General features: G+C 64.5%; 24 protein-coding genes. 6 read left to right on the top strand and 18 right to left on the bottom strand.

Translation table 11 applies throughout. The annotated features are described in order from the left end of the window. Positions 1 to 32: 32 nt before the first annotated feature. Positions 33 to 485: a histidine phosphatase family protein gene (locus J0M27_RS13000; protein ID WP_294992275.1), complete on the bottom strand. Its 453-nt coding sequence runs from the start codon at positions 483 to 485 to the stop codon at positions 33 to 35. A gap of 601 nt (positions 486 to 1086) precedes the next feature. Here J0M27_RS13000 and J0M27_RS12995 point away from each other — a divergent pair. Together J0M27_RS12995 and J0M27_RS12990 are read left to right on the top strand one after the other, a co-directional pair. Next, positions 1087 to 2112 (top strand): M14 family zinc carboxypeptidase, encoded by a 1026-nt coding sequence (locus J0M27_RS12995; protein WP_294992272.1) that lies wholly within the window; start codon positions 1087 to 1089, stop codon positions 2110 to 2112. After that, positions 2109 to 2876, top strand: a complete 768-nt coding sequence (locus J0M27_RS12990; protein WP_294992270.1) for an alpha/beta hydrolase — start codon at positions 2109 to 2111, stop codon at positions 2874 to 2876. Before J0M27_RS12995 ends, J0M27_RS12990 begins: the two co-directional genes overlap by 4 nt. 89 nt (positions 2877 to 2965) lie before the next feature. Here J0M27_RS12990 and J0M27_RS12985 read toward each other — a convergent pair whose 3' ends face one another. From J0M27_RS12985 to J0M27_RS12950, 8 genes are all read right to left on the bottom strand, one after another. Then, the gene (locus J0M27_RS12985) at positions 2966 to 4045 is read right to left on the bottom strand and encodes a porin (RefSeq protein WP_294992267.1); all 1080 of its coding nucleotides are present in this window, start codon (positions 4043 to 4045) and stop codon (positions 2966 to 2968) included. 249 nt (positions 4046 to 4294) lie between these two features. Next, positions 4295 to 5812, bottom strand: a complete 1518-nt coding sequence (locus tag J0M27_RS12980) for a CYTH and CHAD domain-containing protein (protein WP_294992264.1) — start codon at positions 5810 to 5812, stop codon at positions 4295 to 4297. Between the two features lie 56 nt (positions 5813 to 5868). Beyond that, entirely contained in the window at positions 5869 to 6681 is an 813-nt protein-coding gene (locus tag J0M27_RS12975) for a UDP-2,3-diacylglucosamine diphosphatase (protein WP_294992262.1), read from the bottom strand. Next, positions 6678 to 7871 (bottom strand): glycosyltransferase family 1 protein, encoded by a 1194-nt coding sequence (locus J0M27_RS12970; RefSeq protein ID WP_294992259.1) that lies wholly within the window; start codon positions 7869 to 7871, stop codon positions 6678 to 6680. Before J0M27_RS12970 ends, J0M27_RS12975 begins: the two co-directional genes overlap by 4 nt. A 2-nt stretch (positions 7872 to 7873) precedes the next feature. Continuing rightward, positions 7874 to 8263 (bottom strand): diacylglycerol kinase, encoded by a 390-nt coding sequence (locus J0M27_RS12965; RefSeq protein ID WP_294992257.1) that lies wholly within the window; start codon positions 8261 to 8263, stop codon positions 7874 to 7876. Then, a complete protein-coding gene (locus J0M27_RS12960) occupies positions 8260 to 9588 on the bottom strand; it encodes a glycosyltransferase (RefSeq protein WP_294992254.1) in 1329 nt (442 codons plus the stop codon). The genes J0M27_RS12965 and J0M27_RS12960 overlap by 4 nt, the downstream gene beginning before the upstream one ends. After that, entirely contained in the window at positions 9585 to 10358 is a 774-nt protein-coding gene (locus J0M27_RS12955; protein WP_294992252.1) for a GNAT family N-acyltransferase, read from the bottom strand. The genes J0M27_RS12960 and J0M27_RS12955 overlap by 4 nt, the downstream gene beginning before the upstream one ends. Positions 10359 to 10408: 50 nt before the next feature. Then, on the bottom strand, positions 10409 to 11233 hold the full coding sequence (locus J0M27_RS12950) for a lysophospholipid acyltransferase family protein (RefSeq protein ID WP_294992249.1): 825 nt from the start codon (positions 11231 to 11233) through the stop codon (positions 10409 to 10411). A 145-nt stretch (positions 11234 to 11378) separates the two neighbouring features. Between J0M27_RS12950 and J0M27_RS12945 the strand changes: the two genes are divergently transcribed. From J0M27_RS12945 to pstB, 4 genes are all read left to right on the top strand, one after another. Further along, positions 11379 to 12365, top strand: coding sequence for a PstS family phosphate ABC transporter substrate-binding protein (locus J0M27_RS12945; protein ID WP_294992246.1), 987 nt, complete (start codon positions 11379 to 11381; stop codon positions 12363 to 12365). Positions 12366 to 12476: 111 nt separating this feature from the next. Beyond that, positions 12477 to 13430: a phosphate ABC transporter permease subunit PstC gene (gene pstC / locus J0M27_RS12940; RefSeq protein ID WP_294992244.1), complete on the top strand. Its 954-nt coding sequence runs from the start codon at positions 12477 to 12479 to the stop codon at positions 13428 to 13430. A gap of 4 nt (positions 13431 to 13434) precedes the next feature. Further along, the gene (pstA, locus tag J0M27_RS12935) at positions 13435 to 14358 is read left to right on the top strand and encodes a phosphate ABC transporter permease PstA (RefSeq protein ID WP_294992375.1); all 924 of its coding nucleotides are present in this window, start codon (positions 13435 to 13437) and stop codon (positions 14356 to 14358) included. A 5-nt stretch (positions 14359 to 14363) separates the two neighbouring features. Then, positions 14364 to 15167, top strand: a complete 804-nt coding sequence (pstB, locus tag J0M27_RS12930; protein WP_294992241.1) for a phosphate ABC transporter ATP-binding protein PstB — start codon at positions 14364 to 14366, stop codon at positions 15165 to 15167. 24 nt (positions 15168 to 15191) lie between these two features. Here pstB and J0M27_RS12925 read toward each other — a convergent pair whose 3' ends face one another. From J0M27_RS12925 to frdA, 9 genes are all read right to left on the bottom strand, one after another. Beyond that, a complete protein-coding gene (locus tag J0M27_RS12925) occupies positions 15192 to 16403 on the bottom strand; it encodes a cytochrome c peroxidase (protein WP_294992238.1) in 1212 nt (403 codons plus the stop codon). Continuing rightward, the gene (locus tag J0M27_RS12920; protein ID WP_294992234.1) at positions 16384 to 16860 is read right to left on the bottom strand and encodes a hypothetical protein; all 477 of its coding nucleotides are present in this window, start codon (positions 16858 to 16860) and stop codon (positions 16384 to 16386) included. Before J0M27_RS12920 ends, J0M27_RS12925 begins: the two co-directional genes overlap by 20 nt. Next, entirely contained in the window at positions 16857 to 17741 is an 885-nt protein-coding gene (locus J0M27_RS12915) for an amidohydrolase family protein (RefSeq protein ID WP_294992231.1), read from the bottom strand. The genes J0M27_RS12920 and J0M27_RS12915 overlap by 4 nt, the downstream gene beginning before the upstream one ends. 82 nt (positions 17742 to 17823) lie before the next feature. After that, positions 17824 to 18486, bottom strand: coding sequence for a hypothetical protein (locus J0M27_RS12910; RefSeq protein WP_294992228.1), 663 nt, complete (start codon positions 18484 to 18486; stop codon positions 17824 to 17826). A gap of 24 nt (positions 18487 to 18510) precedes the next feature. After that, positions 18511 to 19275, bottom strand: a complete 765-nt coding sequence (locus J0M27_RS12905; protein ID WP_294992226.1) for a class I SAM-dependent methyltransferase — start codon at positions 19273 to 19275, stop codon at positions 18511 to 18513. Between the two features lie 33 nt (positions 19276 to 19308). Continuing rightward, on the bottom strand, positions 19309 to 19650 hold the full coding sequence (gene frdD, locus J0M27_RS12900; protein ID WP_294992223.1) for a fumarate reductase subunit FrdD: 342 nt from the start codon (positions 19648 to 19650) through the stop codon (positions 19309 to 19311). 2 nt (positions 19651 to 19652) lie between these two features. Beyond that, complete coding sequence (locus J0M27_RS12895; protein ID WP_294992220.1) at positions 19653 to 20045, bottom strand: hypothetical protein; 393 nt, start codon at positions 20043 to 20045, stop codon at positions 19653 to 19655. Further along, positions 20042 to 20794, bottom strand: coding sequence for a succinate dehydrogenase/fumarate reductase iron-sulfur subunit (locus tag J0M27_RS12890; RefSeq protein WP_294992217.1), 753 nt, complete (start codon positions 20792 to 20794; stop codon positions 20042 to 20044). Before J0M27_RS12890 ends, J0M27_RS12895 begins: the two co-directional genes overlap by 4 nt. Further along, positions 20791 to 22548 (bottom strand): fumarate reductase (quinol) flavoprotein subunit, encoded by a 1758-nt coding sequence (gene frdA, locus J0M27_RS12885; RefSeq protein ID WP_294992214.1) that lies wholly within the window; start codon positions 22546 to 22548, stop codon positions 20791 to 20793. The genes J0M27_RS12890 and frdA overlap by 4 nt, the downstream gene beginning before the upstream one ends. Between the last annotated feature and the right edge of the window lie 276 nt (positions 22549 to 22824).

Raw genomic sequence — 22824 nt, 5'->3', positions numbered from 1 at the left:
ATCCCTCGCCGCGTCGCGCGGCGCGGCCGGCGTCAGGGATTGCGCACCGCGCGCAGCACGGTTTGCGTTTCGTCGTCCCGCACCCGGTTGGTAAACCACCATACGCCGCCTTTCTTGATGGTCCAGTCGGCCTCGCTGCCTGCCAGCAGCACGGCGGCCAGGCGGCCCAGCGCGGGTTGATGGCTGACCAGGATGATCGCGCCGGACTGATCCGGCCATTCGGCGGCGCCCAGCAGGTCGGCGGTGCTGGCACCAACGCCAAGCTGCTTCTTGACGTTGACCGGCAGGCCAAGCATTTCCGCCGTTTGAATGCATCGCCTGGCGGGGCCGGACAATACGGTTACCTTGGCCAGCTTCTGTTCCCGCAGCCAATCCGCCATTTCCCGGGCGTGCTTGCTTCCCCGCGCCGTCAACTCCCGCTCCGCGTCCGGCACCGGGCCGTCGCCATCTTTCGCATCGGCATGACGCCACAGTATCAAGTCCACCGGGTCCTCCCCTGTTGTCGAGGCCGGCAGGGTATGCGTCCTTCGTGACAGGCGGATGACAGGTGTGGTGGCGACAGCGCCGCGCGACCGCTTCGTTTGGTCAGGAGTCGGCGCTGGCGGCACGGCGCGGCCGACCGATAGGTCGTTCGCCGCGCTAGTTGCGGAGCGAATGGCGAGAGTCCGCCCTCCGGGAGCGGAGCAATGCCAGGACTTCGATCATTCCCCAGAGCAGTGCGCTGGCCAGCACCAGGGAGCGCTGGGCGATCGGGCCGCGCATGGTGTTCTCCTTGCGGGTAAGGTCATTTCGCGTGGATAAGGGGCGTGGCCAGGGCTCAAAACTCGTCGAGTTGCCAGACCAGCACCCAGGGTTCGTCGAACAGGCGGTCAAGTTCTCCGAACAACCGGTCGATCAGGAATCTCATGGCGGTCACCTTGGTTGGAGCGATGTCGGAACAGCCTACGCAGTCGATGTTTCAACCCGATTGCGCGGAAATGACAAATTGCACCATGGCATTCGCAACCGCGCTCGGGAGGCACCTCCGACATACTCCTGCGTTATGCTGTCGGTGAAATACATCCGGTTTGAATCAGGGCTGTGGCGATGACGTGGAACGATATTGACGAGCTCGACGAACTGGAACAAATCGTTGCTGGTGGCGCCCCGGGAATCGAGGTACGTACCTTGCGCGAAGTCGATTGCGGTTCGCGGCGACTGCCGATCCATGCCATATCCATTGGAAATCGTGATCCAGCCGTACCGGCGATCGGCATATTCGGCGGCGTGCATGGCCTGGAGCGGATCGGTGTCCAGGTGGTGCTGGCCTACCTGCAAAGCATCGTCGGAAGGCTGCGCTGGGATACCACGCTGCTTCACCAGCTCGATCGGCTGCGGCTGGTGTTCGTTCCCGCGCTCAATCCCGGCGGCATGTTGCGGCGCACGCGGGCCAATCCGAAGGGTGTGGACCTGATGCGCAACGCGCCGCTGGAGGCGAAGGAAAAGACGCCGTTGTTGATCGGCGGGCATCGCCTGGGGCCGCGCCTGCCCTGGTACCGGGGGCCCGGCGGGGCCGCCCTGGAGGACGAAGCCGACGCCCTGTGCCGCGTGGTCGACGACGAACTGCTCAGCCACCGGTTCAGCATGGCCGTCGATTGCCATTCCGGCTTCGGCCTCAGCGATCGAATCTGGTTTCCCTATGCGCACACGGTGCAGCCGATACCGCATCTGGCGGAAATGCATGCCTTGCTGGAGATTCTGGATCAGAGCCACAGTCACCATCGTTACGTGTTCGAGCCACAGAGTCGGCAGTACCTTGCGCACGGTGACCTGTGGGACTACCTTTACTTGCGTTCGCTGGAGAACGCCGAAAGGCTGTTCCTGCCATTGACACTGGAAATGGGATCCTGGCTGTGGGTCAAGAAAAATCCGCGGCAACTGTTTTCCCGGCTCGGCATGTTCAATCCGCAAATCGAACACCGTCGCCAGCGCGTGCTGCGGCGGCATCTGGCGTGGCTGGAATTCATGACCCGCGCTGCCAGCGGCAGCGCACTCTGGCTGCCCGCTGGCGAGGCGCGTGAAAGGCATCGCGCGGCCGCCATGCAGCGCTGGTATGGCGGGCGGGCGGCGTGAAGCCCGGGCAGCCCTGGATTCTGCTTCGCGGCCTGACCCGCGAAGCGCGACACTGGGGCGACTTTCCGCGCCGCCTGGGCGAAGCCTTCGCCGGCGCTCCGGTGATCTCTCTGGATCTGCCGGGCAACGGCAAGCTCAATGCGCGGCCGAGTCCCGCCAGCGTCGAAGACATGGCGGACTTCTGCCATGCCGAAGTTGCGCGGCAGCGGATTGCAGGACCCTGCCGGGTGCTGGCGATGTCGCTGGGCGCGATGGTCGCCGTTTCCTGGGCGCAACGCCACCCGCAAGACCTGACGGCGGCAGTGCTGATCAATACCAGCCTGCAGCCGTTCAGCCCGTTTTTCCAGCGGCTGCGTCCGGCCAATTACGCACGCCTTTTGCGTCTGTTCGCCCTGCCCGTCAGCGCGCGCGAGGTGGAGGCGGAGATTCTGCGCATGACCACGCGCCTTGTCGCCGATCCTGATGTCGTGATCGCGCAATGGCTGCAATGGCGACGCGAAAATCCGGTATCGCGGCAGAATGCCCTGCGCCAATTGATGGCAGCGGTACGCTACCGCGCCCCATCGGCGCCTCCGCTGGAGCGCCTGTTGTTGCTAACCAGCGAGCGCGATGCGCTGGTTCATGCAAGTTGTACGCTGCGACTTGCGCGGCAATGGGGCGCACCGGTCGCAGTGCATCCGAGAGCCGGACACGATCTCGTACTTGACGATGCGGCCTGGGTGCTGGCGCATCTGCGGCGCTGGTTAGAGGGCGCCCGATCCTGATTCGGATCAGGCGCCGGCCAAATGGAAAAAAGCCGCCCGAAGGCGGCTGCAAGGGAGGCAATGCCCTCTTTCTGGTTCGGTACTCGTCTTTAGAACGAGTGATAGACGGTCAGCGCAATCTGGGAGACGTCCGCACCCGGGGTGGCCGCAGTGCTCGTGCCGCCACCGAACAGGTTGTAGGTTGCACCTGCTTCGTTGGTCAGCTTGCTGTAGTTGATGCCGACGTTGGTGCGCTTCGACAGTGCGTGGCCGAATGCCAGCGTGAAGGCCTTCGCATCCGAACTGGCGACACCGGTGGTATCGCCTGCGCTGAGGTAGGTAAAGTTGACCCGGTTGGCACCGAAATCGTAGGAGATCGGCAACAGCCAGGCCGTGCGCGAGCGGTCGCCGGTGGTGAGACCCAGCTTGGATTTGTTCCAGGCGATTCCCACCTTGAGGCCCATCGGAAAACTGTAGCCGAATTGCAGCGTATCGCCACGCTGGTCGCCCACCGCCGCGGTCTTGCCGCCTTCGACCGTGGCGTTCCAATAGCTGTAGCCAGCCTTGATCGGGCCATTGGCATAGTTCAGTGCAAGGTTGGTAGCGCCACCCTTGCCCGGATCGGCTGCGCCGGCCGCACGCACGCCGGATCCCTCGGCGCCGGCGAATGCGGTCGAGCCGGCAACCCGCAGCGTTAACCCAGACATGTTCGGGCTGTCATACCAGACGCTGTTTGCCGTGCGGCTGGCGAGGGCGATGACGGTGCCATTGACCTGGGATAGCGGGCCATTGCCGAGGAAGTTCTGGTTGGTGAAGGCCAGGTAGGACTCCAACGCCGTGCCGTAGTGCAGATCCTGGCGGCCTACGGCCAGCGAGCCCCAATTGCCGCCCAGCGTGAGGTTGGTATTGCCTCCGGCGCTGAAGGCGCCGAGATCCGGCGAGAAGCGGTTCTCGATCTGGAACGAAGCGTAGCCACCGCCGCCGAGGTCTTCCTTGCCTCGGATGAACAAGCGGGAGGATTCGTCGGTGACATGGTTTTCGGCGGAAGCCGCAAAGGCCGCGCCGACATTGCTGAGTTTGTATTGGTTGACGCTCATCCGGACCTGGCCGGAAATCGTGACGTTCGACTGGGCGTATGCCCCACCGGAGATCACGCCGGCAATCGCCAGTGCGAGTAGTTTTTTTTGCATTTGTTTATTGCTCCAAAAAAATGGACTGGTTTGAATCGCCGCAATGACTCCACGTGGTCGGTCACTGCACGCGGCACCGCCCGCATGCGGGAAGTGATCGAAAGTCTAGGGAGCCAATGTGACGAGCCTGTTGCGTTTGTGTGACGTTGCCCCTCCGCGAGGGCACCGGGCCGGATTTGCCGTCTCGCCGGCCACCGAAGGAAGTCCCCGCGAGGCGCCGACTTTCAGGAGCGCCGCCGACCCCGGCGATCAGACCAGGCGCGGCAGCGTCAGGTCGCGGACCCTCTTGAGTTTCTCTGGAATGTCGTCAAGCAGCGCCGCGTGCCGTTGCCCGTGCCAGCCGCCGACCAGCGTCACCGCCTCACGCAATTGCGTGTCGCGGCCGGCGCAAACCATCAGCAGCGTGCCGGCGCTGGCCAGGTCGTTGAGTTGGCCCAGTTCGTCCTGCAACGCGGCAAGGCGCTTGATCGCCGTGGCGCCGGACTTGCCCGGGATCATGGTGTCGAAAAACTCGATGGCATAGCGCAGGCGCTTGATGGCGATCCGCAGCGCGTGCAGTGACGGCGGGCTTTCCGCGCGCGCGGCCGCGGCAAGCCGATGGATCGCGCCGAGCAGGCGGCGCAGGCGGCGGTCGGCAAACTGGAGCAGCGAGGGTCCGTCGGCTTCCCCGCCGGGCGGCTCGATGAAGGGCGCCTGCTGCAGCAGCCTGGATGCCGTAAGCAGGAACTGCCCATAGGCCGGTCGGCGCAGCACCCGGCGGATCTCGGCGCGGGCGGCATACAGGCGGTTGGTGATCGCGCCGGCGAGGTCGGCCAGGCGCGGCTCGTCGGGCAGGGCGACGGCGACCGGCGCGACGATCTCACCCATCAGCACGTCGAGGTCGCGAGCCTGCCCCAGTGCCGACATCAGTTCCCGCATCGGCAGCACCAGCTGCTCGGCAAAGCCCTCCGGCAGCACCGGGCGGAACATGCGCAGCGCCGCGCGCAAGCGGCGCATGGCGACACGCATCTGGTGCACGTACTCGGGATCGTCGAGGTGCGCCGCGCCGTCGTGGTTCAGCTGGAGGTGGGTCAGGCAATCCAGCCCGATCAGGCGAAAGGCGGCCAGCGGCGTATCGGCGGCATCGATCGCGACATCGCCTGCTTTCACCGGTGCGGGCAGGGTGCCGCGAAACAGGCGGTAGCCGCGCTCTGCCTTCGATAGCAGCAGCGGCGGCAGGGCTTCGCGTTGCGCCAGCTGCAGGGCGATCTGGTAGAGGCTGTCGATGCTGCCGGTGACCAGTTGCAGTTCCACTTCGGAGATCGTTTCACGACGGCCGTTGGAGGCGATCCAGCCGCGGTCGAGCTTGACCTGAATGCGGGTGTTCGGTGTCGGGTCCAGTTCCCAGACGGTTCGGCGCAGGTTGGTCTCGAACACGGCACCGAGGCGGCCGCCGATCTTGTCGCGTTGCAGCCATTCGCGCAGATCGACATCGTTGATGTGCGCAAAATCGAAATGATTGAGATAGGGCGCCTGCCACTCCGGCCGCATCGTCAGCCCTCCTGCGGACTGGTCCTGGCGCCTCACCATCTGTTGCCAGGATGTTCCCTGCTTGCGCAGGCGCAGCAGGACGCCGGCACGGCGCAGCGCCAGGCGGCCGGTGTCGTAATAGATGCTGACGAGCGACTGCTGCGTGCGGGTCGTAGCGGAGGCGAGGCAAGGTTGCCTGAGCAGCCCGGCATGGCGTTCCTCGGCGACCGCCAGTTTGAGGACGACTTGCTGGTTCATCGGGTGGGTATCGACAGAGTGGGTCCCAAGTGTAGCTACTGGGATCGGCGGCAGTATTACGATTTCGTTGCAAGTTCTTTACAGCCGAGGGCCATGTCGGGCAATGGATCAATAGTCGGCGCTGACGGAACGGCGATCGGCTGCCAGGCGCGCACCAGTTCCAGCCGTCCATCGTGATGTTCGACGATGGCAGTGCAGCTGTCTACCCAGTCGCCGCAATTGACATACACCACGCCATCCACGGCGCGTATCGCCGCGCTGTGGATGTGGCCGCAGATCACGCCGTCCAGTCCGCGTTCGCGCACGGCCCGGATCAGCGAGTCCTCGAAATCGAAAACGAAGGACACCGCACGCTTGACCCGGTTCTTGGCATAGCCCGCCAGCGACCAGTAGCCCGGGCGGCGCAGCAGGCGGCGCAGGCGGGAGAGCGTGGCATTGAGCCGTACCAGCAGGTTGTAGCCGATGTCGCCGACGACCGCCAGCCAGCGGTGGTAGCGCGTCACCTGGTCGTACTCGTCGCCATGCAGCAGCAGGTAGCGGCGGCCGTCGGCGGCGATATGGACATGTTCGCGTTTGACGACGATGTCGCCGAAGGAAAGCCCGTCGTATTCGCGCATGGCTTCGTCGTGGTTGCCGGGAATCAGCATGACCTGCTCGCCGTGGCGCGCTCGGCGCAGGATCTTCTGCACCACGGTGTTCTGCGCCTGGGTCCAGTGTATGGATCGATTCATGGACCAGAAATCGATGATGTCGCCGACCAGGAACAGGTTCTCGCTTTCGTAGTCGCGCAGGAAATCAAGCAGGCGGTCGGCCTGGCAGCCGCGGGTGCCGAGGTGGACATCGGAAATGAATATGGAACGGACCTTCATCGGCCGGCGAACACTTGTAGCGCGGAGTCGCCATCCACCGGCTGCGCCGCGCCGGCGATCGCCTCGCGCAAGGCGGCTTCGAGCTGGTCGTGGATGCTGTCCCAGTCGAGCATGGCGACGCTGTAGGGGGCGGCGCTGGCGGCGCGGCGCCGGGCGCCGGGGCGGGTCACCAGATCGAGGGCGGCGCGCTCGAACTGGTCGCCGGCGCCGGGTTCGGCCAGCATGCCGTTGCTGCCGTGACGGACCAGTTCGGCGGCGGCGGCCATGCGGTAGGCGACCACCGGCAGGCCGCTGGCCAGGGCTTCGAGCGTGACGTTGCCGTAGGTGTCCGTCATGCTGGGAAAGAGGAACAGGTCGGCCGAGGCATAGTGGCGGGCGAGGTCCTCACCGTGGCGCATGCCGGCAAAGATGTGCTGTGGATGCTCCGCCTGCAGCCGTGCCCGCGCCGGTCCGTCGCCGACGAACAACAGGCGTGCGCCAGGGGCGTGGCGGCGGATCGCCGCGAAGGTGCTGAGCACCAGTGACAGGTTCTTTTCCGGAGCCAGGCGACCGACATAAGCCACGACCAGGTCGTTTTCGGTGACGTTCCAGACGGCGCGCAGGCCCGGATTGCGCCGGGAAGGATTGAACAAGTTGGTATCGACGCCGCGGGCGACCACGCGCAGATTGCGGTAACCCTTCTGCTCCAGTTCCCCACCGAGCTGGCGTGAAGGCACCAGGGTGAATCGGCTGCGGTTGTGGAGGCGGCGCAAATGGAAGGCGACCAGGCCTTCCAGCCAGGCGAAGCCATAGTGCCTGCTGTAGCTGTGGAAATTGGTGTGGAACTCCGACACCACGGGGATGCCCAGTTCGCGCGCGGCACTCACCGCCGACGCGCCGAGCGGGCCTTCGGTCACGACCTGGACCACATCGGGCCGTTCCGCGCTCCATTGGCGCAGCAACAATCTCCGTGCCGGCAAACCGAAGCGCAGCCCGGCATAGCCGGGAATCGGCAAGCCGCGGACCAGCGTGGTCGGCGGCCGGGCGCTGGTTGCCGGCGTTTGTTCGCCGGCCTGGCGGGGTCTTGTCAGGCTGACGCGATGTCCGCGTGCCAGCAATCCGCGCACCATGCGCCCGATGGTCATGGCGACGCCGTTGATTTCCGGCGGGAAGGTTTCCGTGACGACCGCGACATGCAGTGGAGTATTCATGCTCAGCCCAGCAATACCAGCGACCAGGTCACCAGCACATTGATCAGCGCTATCAGTACTGCCGCGCTGCCGATGTCCTTGGCGCGCTCGGACAACCGATGCCGATCCAGGGAAATGCGGTCGATGGCCGCTTCGATCGCCGAATTCAGCAGTTCGACGATCAGCACCAGCATCACGCTGGCAACCATCAGGGCCCGCGCCACGCTGGGCAGGGGCAGCAGCAGGGCGATGGGAATCAGGACAGCGGCGAGCAGGCATTCCTGGCGGAAGGCGTCCTCGTTCTTGAAAGCGGCACGCAGGCCGGCGAGGGAGTAATTGAAGGCATTCCAGATTCGGCGCAAGCCGGTTTGACCCTTGAACGGGCTTTCCTTTGCCAGGGGCTCGCTGTTCATTGCGCGACTGCCTGCTGCCTGGCGGCGTAGATGGGCGGTGGCGCGCGCAGCAGCGACCGATACAGCGCCGCCAGACGCGCTCCCTGAGCATCGGCATCCCATTCGCGGGCAAAGGCGATGGCGTCGCGGGACATTGCGGCAAGCCTGTCCGGGCGCTCGAACAGGCTTAGCAACTGCCCTGCAAACGCTGCCACGGTATCCGCCGCGGCGATCGCGCCACGCCGTGGCGCGACGATGCCGGCCACACCCAGCGCCGGGATCGCCAGTACCGGCAGCCCGACCGCCATGGCTTCGAGCAGCACCAGCCCTTGCGTTTCCGTATGCGAGGCAAAAGTGAACACGTCGGCCGCGGCATAACAGTCTCGCAAACCGCTGGCACGCGGCAGGTAGCCGACAAAGCGGACGTGGTCTTCGATGCGCAATTCCGCAGCCTGGCGACGCAAGGCAGGGAGGGCCGGCCCTTCGCCGGCAATGACCAGCATCAACCGCGGTTGCAGTTTGCACGCCAGCGCCGTCACCCGAAGCAGGAAGCCGATGTTCTTCTCGAAGGCGGCGCGGCCGACGAACAGGGCCAGTTTGCGGGTGGTGGCGATCCCCCACTGCCGGCGAAAGCGTTCGCCATTGCCGCGCACGAACTGGCTTTCGGGCATGCCGGTGGGGATCACGTGCAGCGGGCTGCGGATGCCGTAGCCGCGCAGCGTCTCGGCCATCGCCGGCGAGGGCACGACGACGGCGTCGAGCGCATTGCATTGCTGGCGGGCCAGGGCGCGCGCGGCGAAGCGCAAGGCAGCCTTCGGCAGGAAGCGGATGTAATGGAACAGGTATTCCTCGAAATGCGTGTGGTAAGTCGCAAGGCAGGGAATGCCCAGCCTGCGGGCCAGCCGCAGCCCCGCATAGTGGGCTGCGAACGGCGTCTGCACATGCACCAGGTCGATGTCGCGAAAGTCGGAGTCCCACGGGGACTTTCTTCGGTCGCTGGCGAGCCGGCGATCGAGCTCGGCCAGGGGCTTCCAGCGCATCAGCCGATCTTCCGGATCGAGCGGAACGGCGCGCGAGGGCAGGCGCATGATGTCGGCGGGCAACGCATTGGTGGAGGCGTCTGCGGCGGTCGCGCTGTCGGGATACTCCGGGGCGACCAGGGTGACGCGGACGCCCTGTGCCGAGAGCGCCGAGCAGAAGGTTTCGATGGAAGTCGAAACGCCATTGATGCGCGGATGGAAGACATCGGTCAGCATCAGTACATGCAGCCGGTGTCCCTGGAACGGGGTCAGGTCGTTGGCGGCTAGGCGACTGGCATCGCTCTGCGCGACCAATGCCCGGCTCACGGAACGAGCGCCGCGCTCGGCTTGACGAAGTGGCGCAGGTAGCGCGGATTCATGCGCGACATGGGCAGCAGCAGCAAAAGGTCGGCGGTATTGAAGTCCGGATCCCAGGCGGGTTCACCGCAGACCCAGGCGCCAACGCGCAGGTAGCCCTTGATCAGGGGCGGGACCATCGCCGTGCGTCCGTCGGCGAGACGTTCGAAGGGCAGCCCATGCTGAGGGAATACACGGTATTCGGCCGGCGCCATGTGTTCCTGTGCGAGCTGGCTGAACAGGTTGGCGGCATTGTGTCCGCCATCGGCCATGCCGATCGATGCGCAACCGATCAGGTAGTCGTAGTTGTTGCGCACCATGTAGTCGGCGAGTCCGGCCCAGAGCAGGGTGATGACGGCGCCGCTGCGATGGTCGGGATGGATGCAGGAGCGGCCGACTTCCACCATGCGCCCGCGCAGGTTCTGCAGCCGGTTGATGTAGAACTCGTTTTCCGAGTAGTAGTTGCCGACGCGGCGCGCGGCGGCCGGTGACAGGATGCGGTAGGTGCCGACCACTCGATCTCCGTCGTTTTCGCGCACGATCAGGTGTTCGCAGAAGGCGTCATAGAGGTCGATGTCGTGGTTCGGGATGCGGGTCTGCACGCGGGCACCGAGTTCCTCGACGAACACCTTGTAGCGCAGGCGCTGCGCCTCGCGGACTTCCTCCTCGCTGCGCGCCAGCGTCAGGCTGTAGCCGATCTTTTCCCGGGCGGCGGTGTTTTCGTTCAGGCGTTCTTGCATGGCGTTCTCCTTTGCTCTCTTGGGTTCGCCTGAATTTTCAAGAGCCTGCGTTACTGCCTGATTTCCACTTCGTTACGGAGAGGTTGCCGAGGGGCTTGAAACGGCTTTGCCCCTCTGTTTCGCGGATCGGGCAGATGTGCCAGCGTGCGGACGATCGCCTGGTGGGCATGGTGCGCTAGATGGCGGCGGTTGGGCAGCGGTGGCCGGAAACTGGCGGCGCAGTGCACCCGGGCGACGAGGCCGCGGGTGCGCAGAATGGCGCCCAGGCAATCGATCAGCGTGACATCGTCGATGTAGGCGGGGGCTTCGGAGCGAACCCCACTCGAATCGTGGTAACTCAGCGCCAGGGCGTATACCGGCACGGCGGCGTCGATCGCAGCCTGGAATAGCGCGCCGTGAAACGGGAGGACGCGATCGCCCGCCGTCGTGGTGCCCTCGGGGAAGATCGCCAGCCGCTGGCCCTTGCCTAGGGCGGCGAGCAGGTGCTCGCGGGCTTGCTGGGCGGCCTGGCGGTTGCCGCGTTCAATGAACACCGTGCCGTTGCGCCGGGCCAGCCAGCCGATCAGGGGCCAGCGCGCGACATCGCCCTTTGCGACGAAGGCGGATGGAAGCAGGGCGTTGATCAGGAATATGTCAACGAAGGAAATGTGGTTCGCGACCAGCAGGCCACCCTCCAGGCCGGCGGCAATGTCTGCGGCGACTTCGATGCGGATGCCCAGCACCCCCAGCAGGCCTTGCGACCAGCGCCTTCGCAGCCGCTGTCGGCGGCTGGCGCCGGCCAGCGGAAAGAGCAGGGCCACTTGCAGGGCGCCATAGAGGAGATGTAGCCCTACCAGCAACAGGCCCAGGCTGGCTGGCAATCGAAAAGTCGGCATGGATCAAGCTTGGCGGTTCATCGTTACAGGGGGATGACCATGGCCCCTGCTCGGGTTGGTCGATTTCGCCAGCTTTCACGGCTCTGTAACATTCGCTGCCTAGACTTCGGGCTTCTTATATCGCACCGCACAAAGGAGTCTGTATATGAAATCCCTGAAAATTGCCGCCGTCGTCGCCGGTGTGTTCGCCGCCACGGCTGTTCATGCACAGGCGCTGGTCAAGATCGACGGCTCCTCGACCGTGTTTCCCGTAACCGAGGCGGTTGCCGAGGACTTCCAGAAAGCCAAGAAGGGTTCCGTTCGCGTGACCGTAGGCATCTCGGGCACGGGCGGCGGCTTCAAGAAGTTCTGCCGCGGCGAGACCGACATCTCGAACGCCTCCCGTCCGATCCTGAAGAAGGAAATGGAGGAGTGCGCCAAGGCCGGCATCAAGTATGTCGAACTGCCGGTGGCCTTCGACGCCCTGACCGTGGTGGTGAATCCGAAGAACACCTTCATCAATCAGTTGACCGTGGCCGAGCTGAAGAAGATGTGGGAACCCGCCGCCCAAGGCAAGGTCATGAAGTGGAAGGATGTCAATCCGGCCTGGCCCGATGCGCCGCTCAAGCTGTTCGGACCGGGGGCCGATTCGGGCACCTTCGACTACTTCACCGAGGCCGTCAATGGAAAATCCAAGTCCAGCCGCGGCGATTTCACCGCCTCGGAAGACGACAACGTGCTGGTGCAGGGCGTCTCGCGCGACAACAACGCGCTGGGCTTCTTCGGCTTCGCCTACTACGACGAGAACAAGGGCAAGCTGAAGGCGGTGCAGATCGTCAACCCCAAGGGCAAGGCCGTGACGCCGTCGATCGATGCCGTGATGGCGGGCGAGTACGAGCCGCTGGCGCGCCCGATCTTCATTTATGTCAGTGCCAAGTCGATGGACAAGCCGGAGGTCAAGGACTTCGTCGAGTACTACCTCAAGGAAGGCGGCAAGCTGGCCAAGGAAGTCAAGTACGTGCCGCTGGGAGCCGCCGATTACAAGCATGCGCAGGATAATTTCCGCAAGAAGAAGACCGGCACGGCTTTCGGTGGTGAGGCCGAAGTCGGCGTAAAGGTCGCCGACCTGCTGAAGCGTGATCCGAAAGAGTAAGAGTCCGTGATCGTCAGATCGGACGCCGGTTTTTTCCCCGCGTCCGTTCTGGTCGTATCGCGTTTCTACAATGCCGCAATGCTCCGAATCCAATAGTTCCGGAATCCTGCAATGACCGCCAGCGCATCCCATCCGTCCCAACCGCTGCCGCTTGGCAGTGGTATCAGCGACCGGCTGAGCAAGAAGGCGTCGCGCCACGTCAAGGAACGCATCATCGAGGGCTTGCTGTTCAGTGCGGCGGCATTCTCGGTCTTCGTCACGATCGCCATCGTCTACGTGCTGGTCAAGGAATCCTGGGTGTTCTTCGAGACCGTTCCGCTGTCCGATTTCCTGTTCGATACGCAATGGACACCGCTGTTCGACGACGCCCACTACGGCATCATGGTGCTGCTGTCGGGCACCTTGACCAGCTCCGCGGTGGCCCTGCTGGTGGCGATACCGCTAGGCACCATCATCGCGATCTACCTCTCGGAGTTCGCCGGCTTCAAGGTGCGCGAGATCGCCAAGCCTTTCCTTGAGCTGCTGGGTGGCGTGCCGACCATCGTCTACGGCTACTTCGCGCTGACCTTCCTGACGCCGATCCTGCAGACAATCTATCCCGACCTGCCGGGCTTCAACCTGCTGTCGGCGGGCCTGGTGATGGGCATCATGATCATTCCCTACGTCGCCTCGCTCTCGGAAGACGCCATGCGCGCGGTGCCCATGTCGCTGCGCGAAGGGTCCTACGCGATGGGTGCGACGCGCCTGCAGACGGCGCTGTGGGTGGTGACCCCGGCGGCGACCTCGGGTATCGCCTCGGCCTACATCCTCGGCATCTCGCGCGCGGTGGGCGAGACCATGATCCTCGCCGTGGCGGCCGGCATGCAGCCCAACCTGACTTTCAACCCGACCGAGCCGGGCGCCACCATCACGTCCTATATCGTGCAGGTGGCACTGGGCGACCTGCCGCACGGCTCGATCGGCTACCAGACCATCTTTGCGGCCGGCCTCACGCTGCTGCTGATGACCCTGTTCTTCAACCTGCTCGGCTACTGGCTGCGCAAGCGCTTCCGCGAGGTCTATTGAAATGCTGAAAGCCGCCGACCTCGACGCCATTCGCGCCATCATCACCCGCGCCAAGCGCTGGGACCTGTTCTTCTCCATGCTCGGCATCCTCTCGCTGATGGTGGGGGTGCTGACCTTCACCGTGCTCTTCGTCGACATGGCGATACAGGGCGTGCCGCGTCTGAGCTACGAGTTCTTCACCTCGTTTCCCTCGCGCCGCGCGGAAAATGCCGGCATCCTCTCGGCCTGGGTCGGCACCATCCTGGTGATGCTGGTGACGGCCTTGTCCGCCGTGCCGCTGGGAGTCGCCGCCGGTGTCTACCTCGAGGAATACGCGCCGAAGAACTGGGTCACCGACATCATCGAGATCAACATCAGCAACCTGGCCGGCATTCCGTCAATCGTCTATGGCCTGCTGGCGCTGGGCTTGTTCGTTTATTACTTCGGTTTCGGCCAGAGCATCCTTTCCGCCGGCCTGACGCTGGCGCTGCTGATCCTGCCGGTGATTATCGTCGCCACGCGCGAATCCATCCGCGCCATCCCGCAGTCGATCCACGAAGGCTCCTACGCCTGCGGCGCGACCACCTGGCAGACGGTCAGCGACCACATCCTGCCGTATTCGAGCGCCGGCATCCTCACCGGGGTGATCATCGGCATGGCACGCGCCATCGGCGAGACGGCGCCCATCATCACCATCGGTGCCCTGACCTTCATCGCCTTCCTGCCCACCGCGCCCTTTGCCGGCGATCCGCCGGCCGGCCTGTTCGACTGGATCCTGGCGCCCTTTACCGTGATGCCGATCCAGATGTTCAATTGGACTTCGCGTCCCGAGGCGGCCTTCACCGTCAACGCCGCGGCAGCGGGCTTCGTCCTGGTTTTCATGACCCTGGCCATGAACGGCCTGGCCATCTACCTGCGCTATCAACTGCGCAAAAACATCAAGTGGTGAACGATATGCAAGTTCCAAGCGTCATGGAGGCAGGTGTCGAGGGCACCCTGCTCAAGGCGGAAGTGCGCGACCTCGACTTTTTCTACGGCGCCTTTCATGCCCTGAAGCGCGTATCGATGCCGATCTACGACCACAAGGTAACGGCGCTGATCGGCCCCTCGGGCTGCGGCAAGTCCACGCTGCTGCGCTGCTTCAACCGCATGCACGATCTTTATCCCGGCAATCGCTATGCCGGCGGTGGCATCGTGCTCCACCCGGACGATACCAACCTGCTGGCGCCCGGGGTCGATCCGATCGAAGTGCGCATGCGCATCAGCATGGTGTTCCAGAAGCCGAACCCCTTTCCCAAGTCGATCTACGAGAACGTCGCCTACAGTCTGCGTGTGCGCGGCATGACGAACAAGAGCGAACTCGACGACCGCGTCGAATCGGCGCTGAAGGGCGCCGCCCTGTGGGGCGAGGTCAGCAACCGCCTCAAGGAACTCGGCGCCAACCTCTCCGGCGGACAGCAGCAGCGCCTGTGCATCGCCCGCGCCCTGGCGTCCGATCCTGAAATCATCCTGTTCGACGAACCGACCTCGGCGCTCGATCCGATCGCGACGGCGAGCATCGAGGAGTTGATCACCGAGTTGAAGGAGAAGGTCACCATCCTGATCGTCACGCACAACATGCAGCAGGCGGCGCGGATTTCCGATTTCACCGGCTACATGTACCTGGGCGAGATGGTCGAGTTCGGCGTTACCGATCAGGTCTTCATCAAGCCGCAGAAGAAGGCGACGGAAGACTACATCACGGGAAGGTTCGGTTAGTCCGATCAAGAGTCGGCGCCGGTACTACGGCGCACGACAGGCCGGAACAGGCGCCGGCACCACTGGCGGCGGCAACGGTGTCGCGGGTGACAGCGATTCGAGAAAGGCCACCAGGTCAGCATTTTCCGCTTCGCTGAGATTGAGCGGCCTGAGGATGCGTTCGCCGTCGGCGTGAAGGCGGTCTTCATCTAGGTCGGAATAGTGCCGCACCACGTCGCGCAAGGTGGCGAGGCTGCCGTTGTGCATGTAGGGCGCGGTGAGCGTGAGATTGCGCAAGGTCGGCACCTTGAATTCGCCGAAGTTGCGATGTTCCGGCCTCACGAACTTAGTTCCCGTCGTGTTGCCACCTGTGGCGTCGTCGTTATAGGCGCCGAGCAGGTTCCAGGGGTTGGCCAGCAGGCGCTTGATGCCGCCCTGGCGACCGGGATCGACTCCCGCGGGCTTGATGAAGAAGGGCACGCCGATGTCACCGAACTCGCCGTTGGTGAAGTTCGGGCCGGCGTGGCAGGTCGCGCATTGGCCACGGCCGAGGAAGATTTTCAGGCCGCGACGCGCCGCCGCAGGGTAAGCCGCCGCAGCCGCGACATCCTTGCGTTCGAGCGCATCGCGAAAGTGATCGAAGGGTGCGGGTGGCGAAAGCAGGGTTTCCTGCCAACTGGCAATGGCCTTGGCGACATTGACCAGCAGGTCGGAATCGCCGGCGGTCGGCGCCTTGCCAAAGGCTTGCCGGTAGTGGCAGGCCAGTGCGGCCGAGCCGCGCAACACATGTGCGGTACGTCCGGCGCTGCCGCCCATTTCGCCCTGGTCGAGGATGGGACGCAGGCTGGCCGACCACAAGTTGTCGTGGCCACCGTCCCAGCCGAACCAGCGCTGTTGGCGCACGTCGAACAGGCCGGGCGTGTTGCGCACGCCATCGGTCAATCCGCGCGCCGTGGCGCGTCCGTCCTGGAAGCCGCGAGCCGGGTCATGGCAGGTGGCGCAGGCGACGCGACCGTTCGCCGACAGGCGCGGCTCGAAGAACAAGCGGTAGCCAAGATGGACCGCCGCCGGGTTGGCGGAAACCCGGTTGCCCGGGTCGCGCATCCATGCTGTCGGCCACGGGCCGTGTGAAGCAATGCGCTCGAGTTCGCTGGCGCTGAATCGGTCGGGCTCTGCGGCGGCGGCAGGCGCCAGCAGGAACAGCAGCGTCGCGAGAACGCGCCGGCCGCGGTGGTGCTCAGTCCGCCTGAACGCCATGGGTGAGTCGGGTGATTTCTTTGCCGGCCTGCACTTCGAAGGCGAGTTGCCACTCGCCCGCCATGTGGAACATCATGCCATCGACGCGAAAGCGCCCGTTGCCCAGCGGCTTGATCGTCGGTCGATAGTTCATGCCGTGCTTGTGCGCGGGCATGTCGGCATCCGCCTTTGCCAGTTGCGCGCCCGAGACACCGCCCCTGTCGCACAACTGGACATCCAGCGAGAAATGCCTGGCCATGGGGATCCGGCCGCTTTTCAGGGCACCGTCCGGAAGCAGAACCCGCCAGGCGAGGACCACATCGCCCCGGGTGATCGTCGTGCCGTCGGCTGCAGCGGGCGGGCAGGCCGCATTCGCCGAGGTGGTGCTTGCTCCCAGTGCCGCCGCGAACAAGGCGCGGCGCAGGAAATTGCCGTAGCGCCGGCGCCGACTTTCAATCTGTGCCGAAACCGGGTTCATTTCGTCGCCATCATCGAGGCGAACAGATTTTCGCCATTGCGCCAGCCGATGCGTTCTGCGACGTCCTTGGGCAGGTCGGCCAACCATGCGCGCGACCAGTCGGCGTGCTCGGCGATGTAGTACCAGCGCTCCGGTGTGAAAGTGTCGGTGCCGACCAGGAAACGGTCGGGAAATTCGATGAAGGCCTCGCGCCAGGCGGGATCGATCTTGCCGCCGGTGGCGTGGTCGTTGCGGAAGGCCAGGTCGGCATGCAGCTTGCGGTGCTTCCTCAGCATCGCGCGCACCGCTTCCGGACGGTCGAAGCCGGAGTGCGCCCAGAGGATGCGCGCTTCGGGATCCTGGACCAGCACGCGCTCGATGGCGTCGCTGTCGCCATGCAGGTGCAGCCACAGCTTGTACTGTTTCGCCAACTGGACCATGCGCCGCACCACCGGCAGGTCGGCGTCCGAGCCATAGACATGGAATTCGCCGATCGCCGCGTAGCGGAACTTGCGCAGGCGGTCTTCGAGGTGGGGGATGACGGTCTCGTCGCGCACCCAGGTCGAAATCTCGCCGCGCTTGCGGTAGGGCCGCAGCGAGGGCACCACCAGGTCCGGCGCTTCGGCATAGAGTTTTTGCGTGCCATCGTCGCTGGAACTGGAGACCATGGCGCGCTTGAGTCCGGCCTTGCGCAATATGGCGATGGCTTCCTTCGGCGGCGTGCGGTCCCAGGCATCGTGGCTGTAATGCACGTGGGCGTCGAATATCGGAAGCTTCGGTTCCGCTGCCGATGCGGCTGGCAACATCGCCAGTGCGCCGGACAGGCCGGCAAGGGCAGCGAGCAGGGTCGCCAGCGGCCGTCGGGCGGCCCCTGCTGTCGGAACGTGTCGGGGAGATTTCATGCGTCCCTCCTGCGGGTGTCGATCCAAGTAATTGAGGTCCAACGTAACCCAGCGCAAGTATCCATCGCCACGCCGCACGCCGTCAATCGGGTCCCGGGTTTCGGGGTGGGGCCTGCGCAGGGCAGGATGCGGCGGCGATTTCCTTCGCCAGCGACCAGGCAACGCGCAGCATTACGTTGAGCAACTCCTGTGCGATGATTTCGCGCAGCGGAACCAGTGGTCGCGGCAGGCGCACCGAGCGGCTCAACGATCGCGTTTCTTCGGCGTACAGGCGGAACAATTCGTAGAGCAGTTGCGCAAATTCGTCGCGCGAGTAGCAGGCCTGCAGAGCGCCACGCAAGCGCAGGCGGCCCGCGCCAGCCGCAAAGACTTTGAGCGCGGCGTCGTGCAGCAGCTTGATGCGCCGGGCGCGGATCGGCACGATCTCGTCGTAGCGAACCACGATCTCGACCGGGAAGTCGCCAACTCGGGCGAGGAACTGACGGTCGATTTCCTTGGTGGCCAGCATCAAGTGCGTCAGGATCGCCTCCTGATCCGACGCGTCGATGTTGCCGGTTTCACCCGCGCGCAGTATGACCAGCGTGTCCTTTTCGACCTCCTTGCCGACGTTGAGCGCCAGCACGGGTTCGAGATGGGGCAGGGCGAGCCGCAATGGCAATGCCGCGCGCAACGCGGCGGTGGTGCGCCGGCTGTAGGTATGGAGCATCCGGCCGTTAAGCCGGGCGAGCGCCTTCGCCCGCTTCACTTCGCGCGTATTCCCGTGGGCGGTTCAGGGACCGGCAGTGGGTTTGACCGCGCGGTGGAAACCCAGCATGCCATGGAACACCGTATCGACCGCCACTTCGACGTAGCCCAGTTCGCGCAACAGGATCGAGAGCTCCTCGGCGGTATAGAAAAGCTCCAGGGCATCGAGGAAATACTGCTTGGCCTTCACCGCGGCCGGGCCGCTGCCAACGATCAGGCCGGTGATGCCGAGGCAACTGCGCAGGTAGGTGTAGTAGAGGTTCTTCACGATCGGATTGCGCGGACGCAGCATGTCCGAATGGTGGAAGTGCCCGCCGGGCTTGAGTACGCGCAAGACCTCGGTGAATACCTCGCGCACGCGCAGGTGGCGCGAGGCGAATTGCAGCGTGACCACGTCGAAGTGGTTGTCGGGGAAGGGCAACACATGCACGTCGCCGATGGTGCTCTTGATCTGGAAACCCTGGGCGGCCGCCCGCTGCTGGCCGACGGTCTGCATGGCGACGCTGCGGTCCATGGCGTGCACGTCGAGCGTCGGTTCGCGCTTGAGCAGGGCTATGCCGATGGCGTTGGTTCCGGCGCATACGTCGAGAACCTTCTGCTGCGGCTTGAGCACGACCAGTTGCATGAAGCGGCGCAGGAAATTGCCGAACTGGCCGAGCGCGGCGATGTTGTTGGCGCGGTCGTAGTAAGGGGCGACGTCGGCAAAGACGTCGTTCAGTTCGTTGCTCCAGACGTCGCCGAGCCTTTTTTCGCGTACCGCTTCGCGCGCGGCCAGTGGGGGAGGTGCCATCGGATTCTTGGTCTTCTTCGGGAATGTGGTGGGTCAGATTCGCAGCAGGAACAATGCGGCCGCAATACCGCCAAGGATTGCGGCGACATAAAGCACCGTCGCGACCAGTGTGTCCGCACGCAGGCCGAAGTCATAGCAGGTACAGCGCAGCCGGTGCGCCGAACTCCAGAGCGACAGGGAAATCACGCCGAACAGGACCAGTTTGCCAACGCCGTTGGCGGCGAAGGCATGCAGCCTTTCGTAGCTCAGGCCGGCCGGCATATGGCCGAGCGCGGCAAGGAAGGTGAGCACCACGATCACCGGGATGCAGAACGCGATGACCGTGCCGCCGGCGGCGAAGGGAAACCAGACGACAGGCTTGTGCGATTTGGTCATGGTCAGAACACTCCGGCAAAGTAAAGCACGACCAGCGATAGCAGAATCCAGACCACGTAATGCGCGCCGGAAATCACGTTGCCAGGCACGAAATTCTCGCCGATCTGCAAGGGCATGGCCTTCTGCGTGGCATTGAACCAGGTCGCGGCGTGATAGACGGCCGCGACCAGGCACAGGAACTGGAACACGATCGAAGCCGGACTGCGCAGTGCCAGCAGGAAGCCTTCCCATGCCGTCTGGCCGGCAGAGAGGCGCTGCAGACCGACCACCAGCAGCACGCAGTAGGCGCCAATGAAGATGCTGGTGATCTCGCGCGACATGTAGCGCAGGTAGCGTGGCTGGCGGAAGAACCAGGAAGTTGGCGGAACTGCTCTGACCAATGGATTGCGGCTCATGGCTTGCCTCCCGGAATCAGGTGTTCGACGATCCAGTCGATCGAGCTGGTGATCTTCATCTGTTGCAGCGCACTGGCCGGATCGACGTGGGCCGGGCAGACTTCGGAACAGGCGCCGACGAAAGTGCATTCCCAGACGCCCTCATGGGTGGCGACGACTTCCTGTCGTTCCTTGCGACCGCCGTCGCGCGAATCCTGGTTGTAGCGGTGGGCCAGGGTCAGCGCCGCCGGACCGATGAAGCTTGGCGTCAGGCCATATTGGGGGCAGGCCGCATAGCACAGCATGCAGTTGATGCACATCGAATACTGGCGGAATTTCATGAGTTGCGCCGGGGTCTGCCTGTACTCTCCCTCGCTGATCGGCTTCATTTCCTTCGGGATGACGTATGGCTTGACACGCTTGAGCTTGTCCATGAAGTCGTCGGGCGCGGTCACCAGGTCGCGTTCGACCGGGAAGTGCGCCAGCGGCTCGACCCGGATCACGCCTTGGTAGTCGCGCAGGAAGGCGTGGCAGGACAGCTTCGGTTCGCCGTTGATCATCATGCCGCAACTGCCGCAGACGGCCATGTGGCAGGACCAGCGGTAGTTGAGCGTCGGGTCGATGTCGGCCTTGACCTTGTTCAAGGCGTCGAGCACCACCCATTCTTCCTGGCACACCACTTCGTAATGCTGGAAGTGGGCTTCGGTGTCGGTGTCGGGGTTGTAGCGCAGGACTTCCAGCTGAACCAGGCGCTCTTTCAGCGGCGTCATTTGTGGTCTCCCGAGTAATCGCGCACTCCGGGCGGCGACTTGGTGATCACCACGTCGAGGTAGTCGACACGGGGAAGGTCCAGCCCCTGGTGATAGACCATCGTGTGGCAGAGGAATTTCCGGTCGTCGCGTTCGACGAAGTCGAGGCGCTGGTGGGCGCCGCGTGACTCCTTGCGCGCCAGCGCGCCGACCGTCACGGCCTCGGCGCAGTCGAGCATGGAACCGAGTTCAAGCAACTGGAACAGGTCGGTATTGAAGACACTGCTCTTGTCCGTGAGCTTGACGCGTCGGTAGCGCTGACGCAGTTCATGGATCTTGCTCACGCCTTCCTGCAGGCCTTCCTCGCTGCGGTAGATGCCGACGTTCTTCTCCATGGTGTCCTGCATCTCCTTGCGCAGACCGGACATCGATTCGCTGCCGTCGGTGCGGGTCATGAGTTCGTCGATGCGCGACTGCGTCTGTTGTGCGTGAGCATTCAGCGCGGCTGCATTCGGTGCCGCCACACCCTGAACGTGCTCGATCGCGGAAAGCGCGGCACGGCGGCCGAACACCAGCAGTTCCACCAGCGAGTTCGACCCGAGGCGATTGGCGCCGTTGAGGCTGACGCAGGCGCACTCGCCGGCGGCGAAGAGACCGGGCAGCGGCGTGGCGGCTTTCGTGTCGGTCGAGATGCCGCCCATCATGTAGTGCACCACGGGGCGGATCGGCACCGCATCCTTGACGATATCGACGCCGAGGTAGCTTTCGGCCAGTTCGCGCACCAGCGGCAGGCGCTCGTTGATCTTCTTCTCGCCGAGGTGGCGCATGTCGAGCAGCACGCATTCGCCCCATTGGGTCGTCACCGTGTTGCCCTTCTGCAGCTCGTGCCAGTAGGCCTGGCTGACGCGGTCGCGCGGCCCCAGTTCCATGGTCTTCAGCTGCGGCTGACCGACCGGGGTTTCAGGGCCCATGCCGTAATCCTGCAGGTAGCGGCGGCCATGCTTGTTCACCAGGATGCCGCCTTCGCCGCGACAGGCTTCGGTCAGCAGGCTGCCGGTGTTGGGTAGCCCGGTCGGATGGTACTGGACGAACTCCATGTCTTTCAGCGGCGCGCCGGCGCGGTAGGCCATGGCCATGCCATCGCCGGTCTTGATCGCGCCATTGGTGGAGAAGGGGAACATGCGGCCGGCGCCACCGCCGGCGATGATCACCGCCCTGGCGTGGATTTGCCACAATTCGGCGCTACGCATTTCGAGCGCGGTGACGCCCTGGCAACGGCCGTCATCGACCAGCAGGTCGAGCGCGTAGAACTCGTCGTGGCGGGTGATCGAGGGGAACTGCAGCGAGGTCTGGAACAGGGTGTGCAGGATGTGGAATCCCGACTTGTCGGCGGCGAACCAGGTGCGTTTCTTTTTCATTCCGCCGAAGGGCCGCACCGCCACCGAGCCGTCCGCATCGCGGTTCCAGGGGCAGCCCCAGTGCTCCAGTTGCAGCAGTTCCTTGGGTGCCTCGTGGATGAAGTATTCGACGCAATCCTGATCGGAAAGCCAGTCGCCGCCGCCCACCGTATCGTCGAAATGCAGGTCGAAACTGTCATCGGGTTTGATCACCCCGGCGGCGCCGCCTTCGGCGGCGCAGGTATGGCTGCGCATCGGGTAGACCTTCGAGATCAGCGCAACTCGAAGTTTTGGATCGCTTTCCGCCAGCGCGATCGCGGCGCGCAAACCGGCACCTCCGGCACCTATGATGGCGACGTCGGTCGATATGGTTTTCATTGAGCCCACCCTGGAGGTATTCGTGGTTGTTGGGTCGAAAGTATCGGCGCTTTGCGGGTGATGCTATTGACTTGTGTCAAACGCGGCTGGCCGGCCCGGCCGGATGTCGGCCAACTTGGCCGCAAACCAACGGCCACGTGGCCGCAGTCTGTCGCGGGTTTTTAGACTTGTCCGGTTCTGTAGCACATGAATTGTCCGCTTTTTCTGTTGGGGGCGGGAAGCGGCGGAGGGCGTAGCCCGCAGCCGGTTTCGGCCCCCAACGGCGCGTCTGGCGGA

The sequence above is a fragment of the Sulfuritalea sp. genome (genome assembly GCF_017302275.1).
Taxonomy (GTDB): domain Bacteria; phylum Pseudomonadota; class Gammaproteobacteria; order Burkholderiales; family Rhodocyclaceae; genus Sulfuritalea.
The sequence above is the reverse complement of the archived record's forward strand: the minus strand, read 5'-3'. Positions and strand labels throughout refer to the sequence as shown.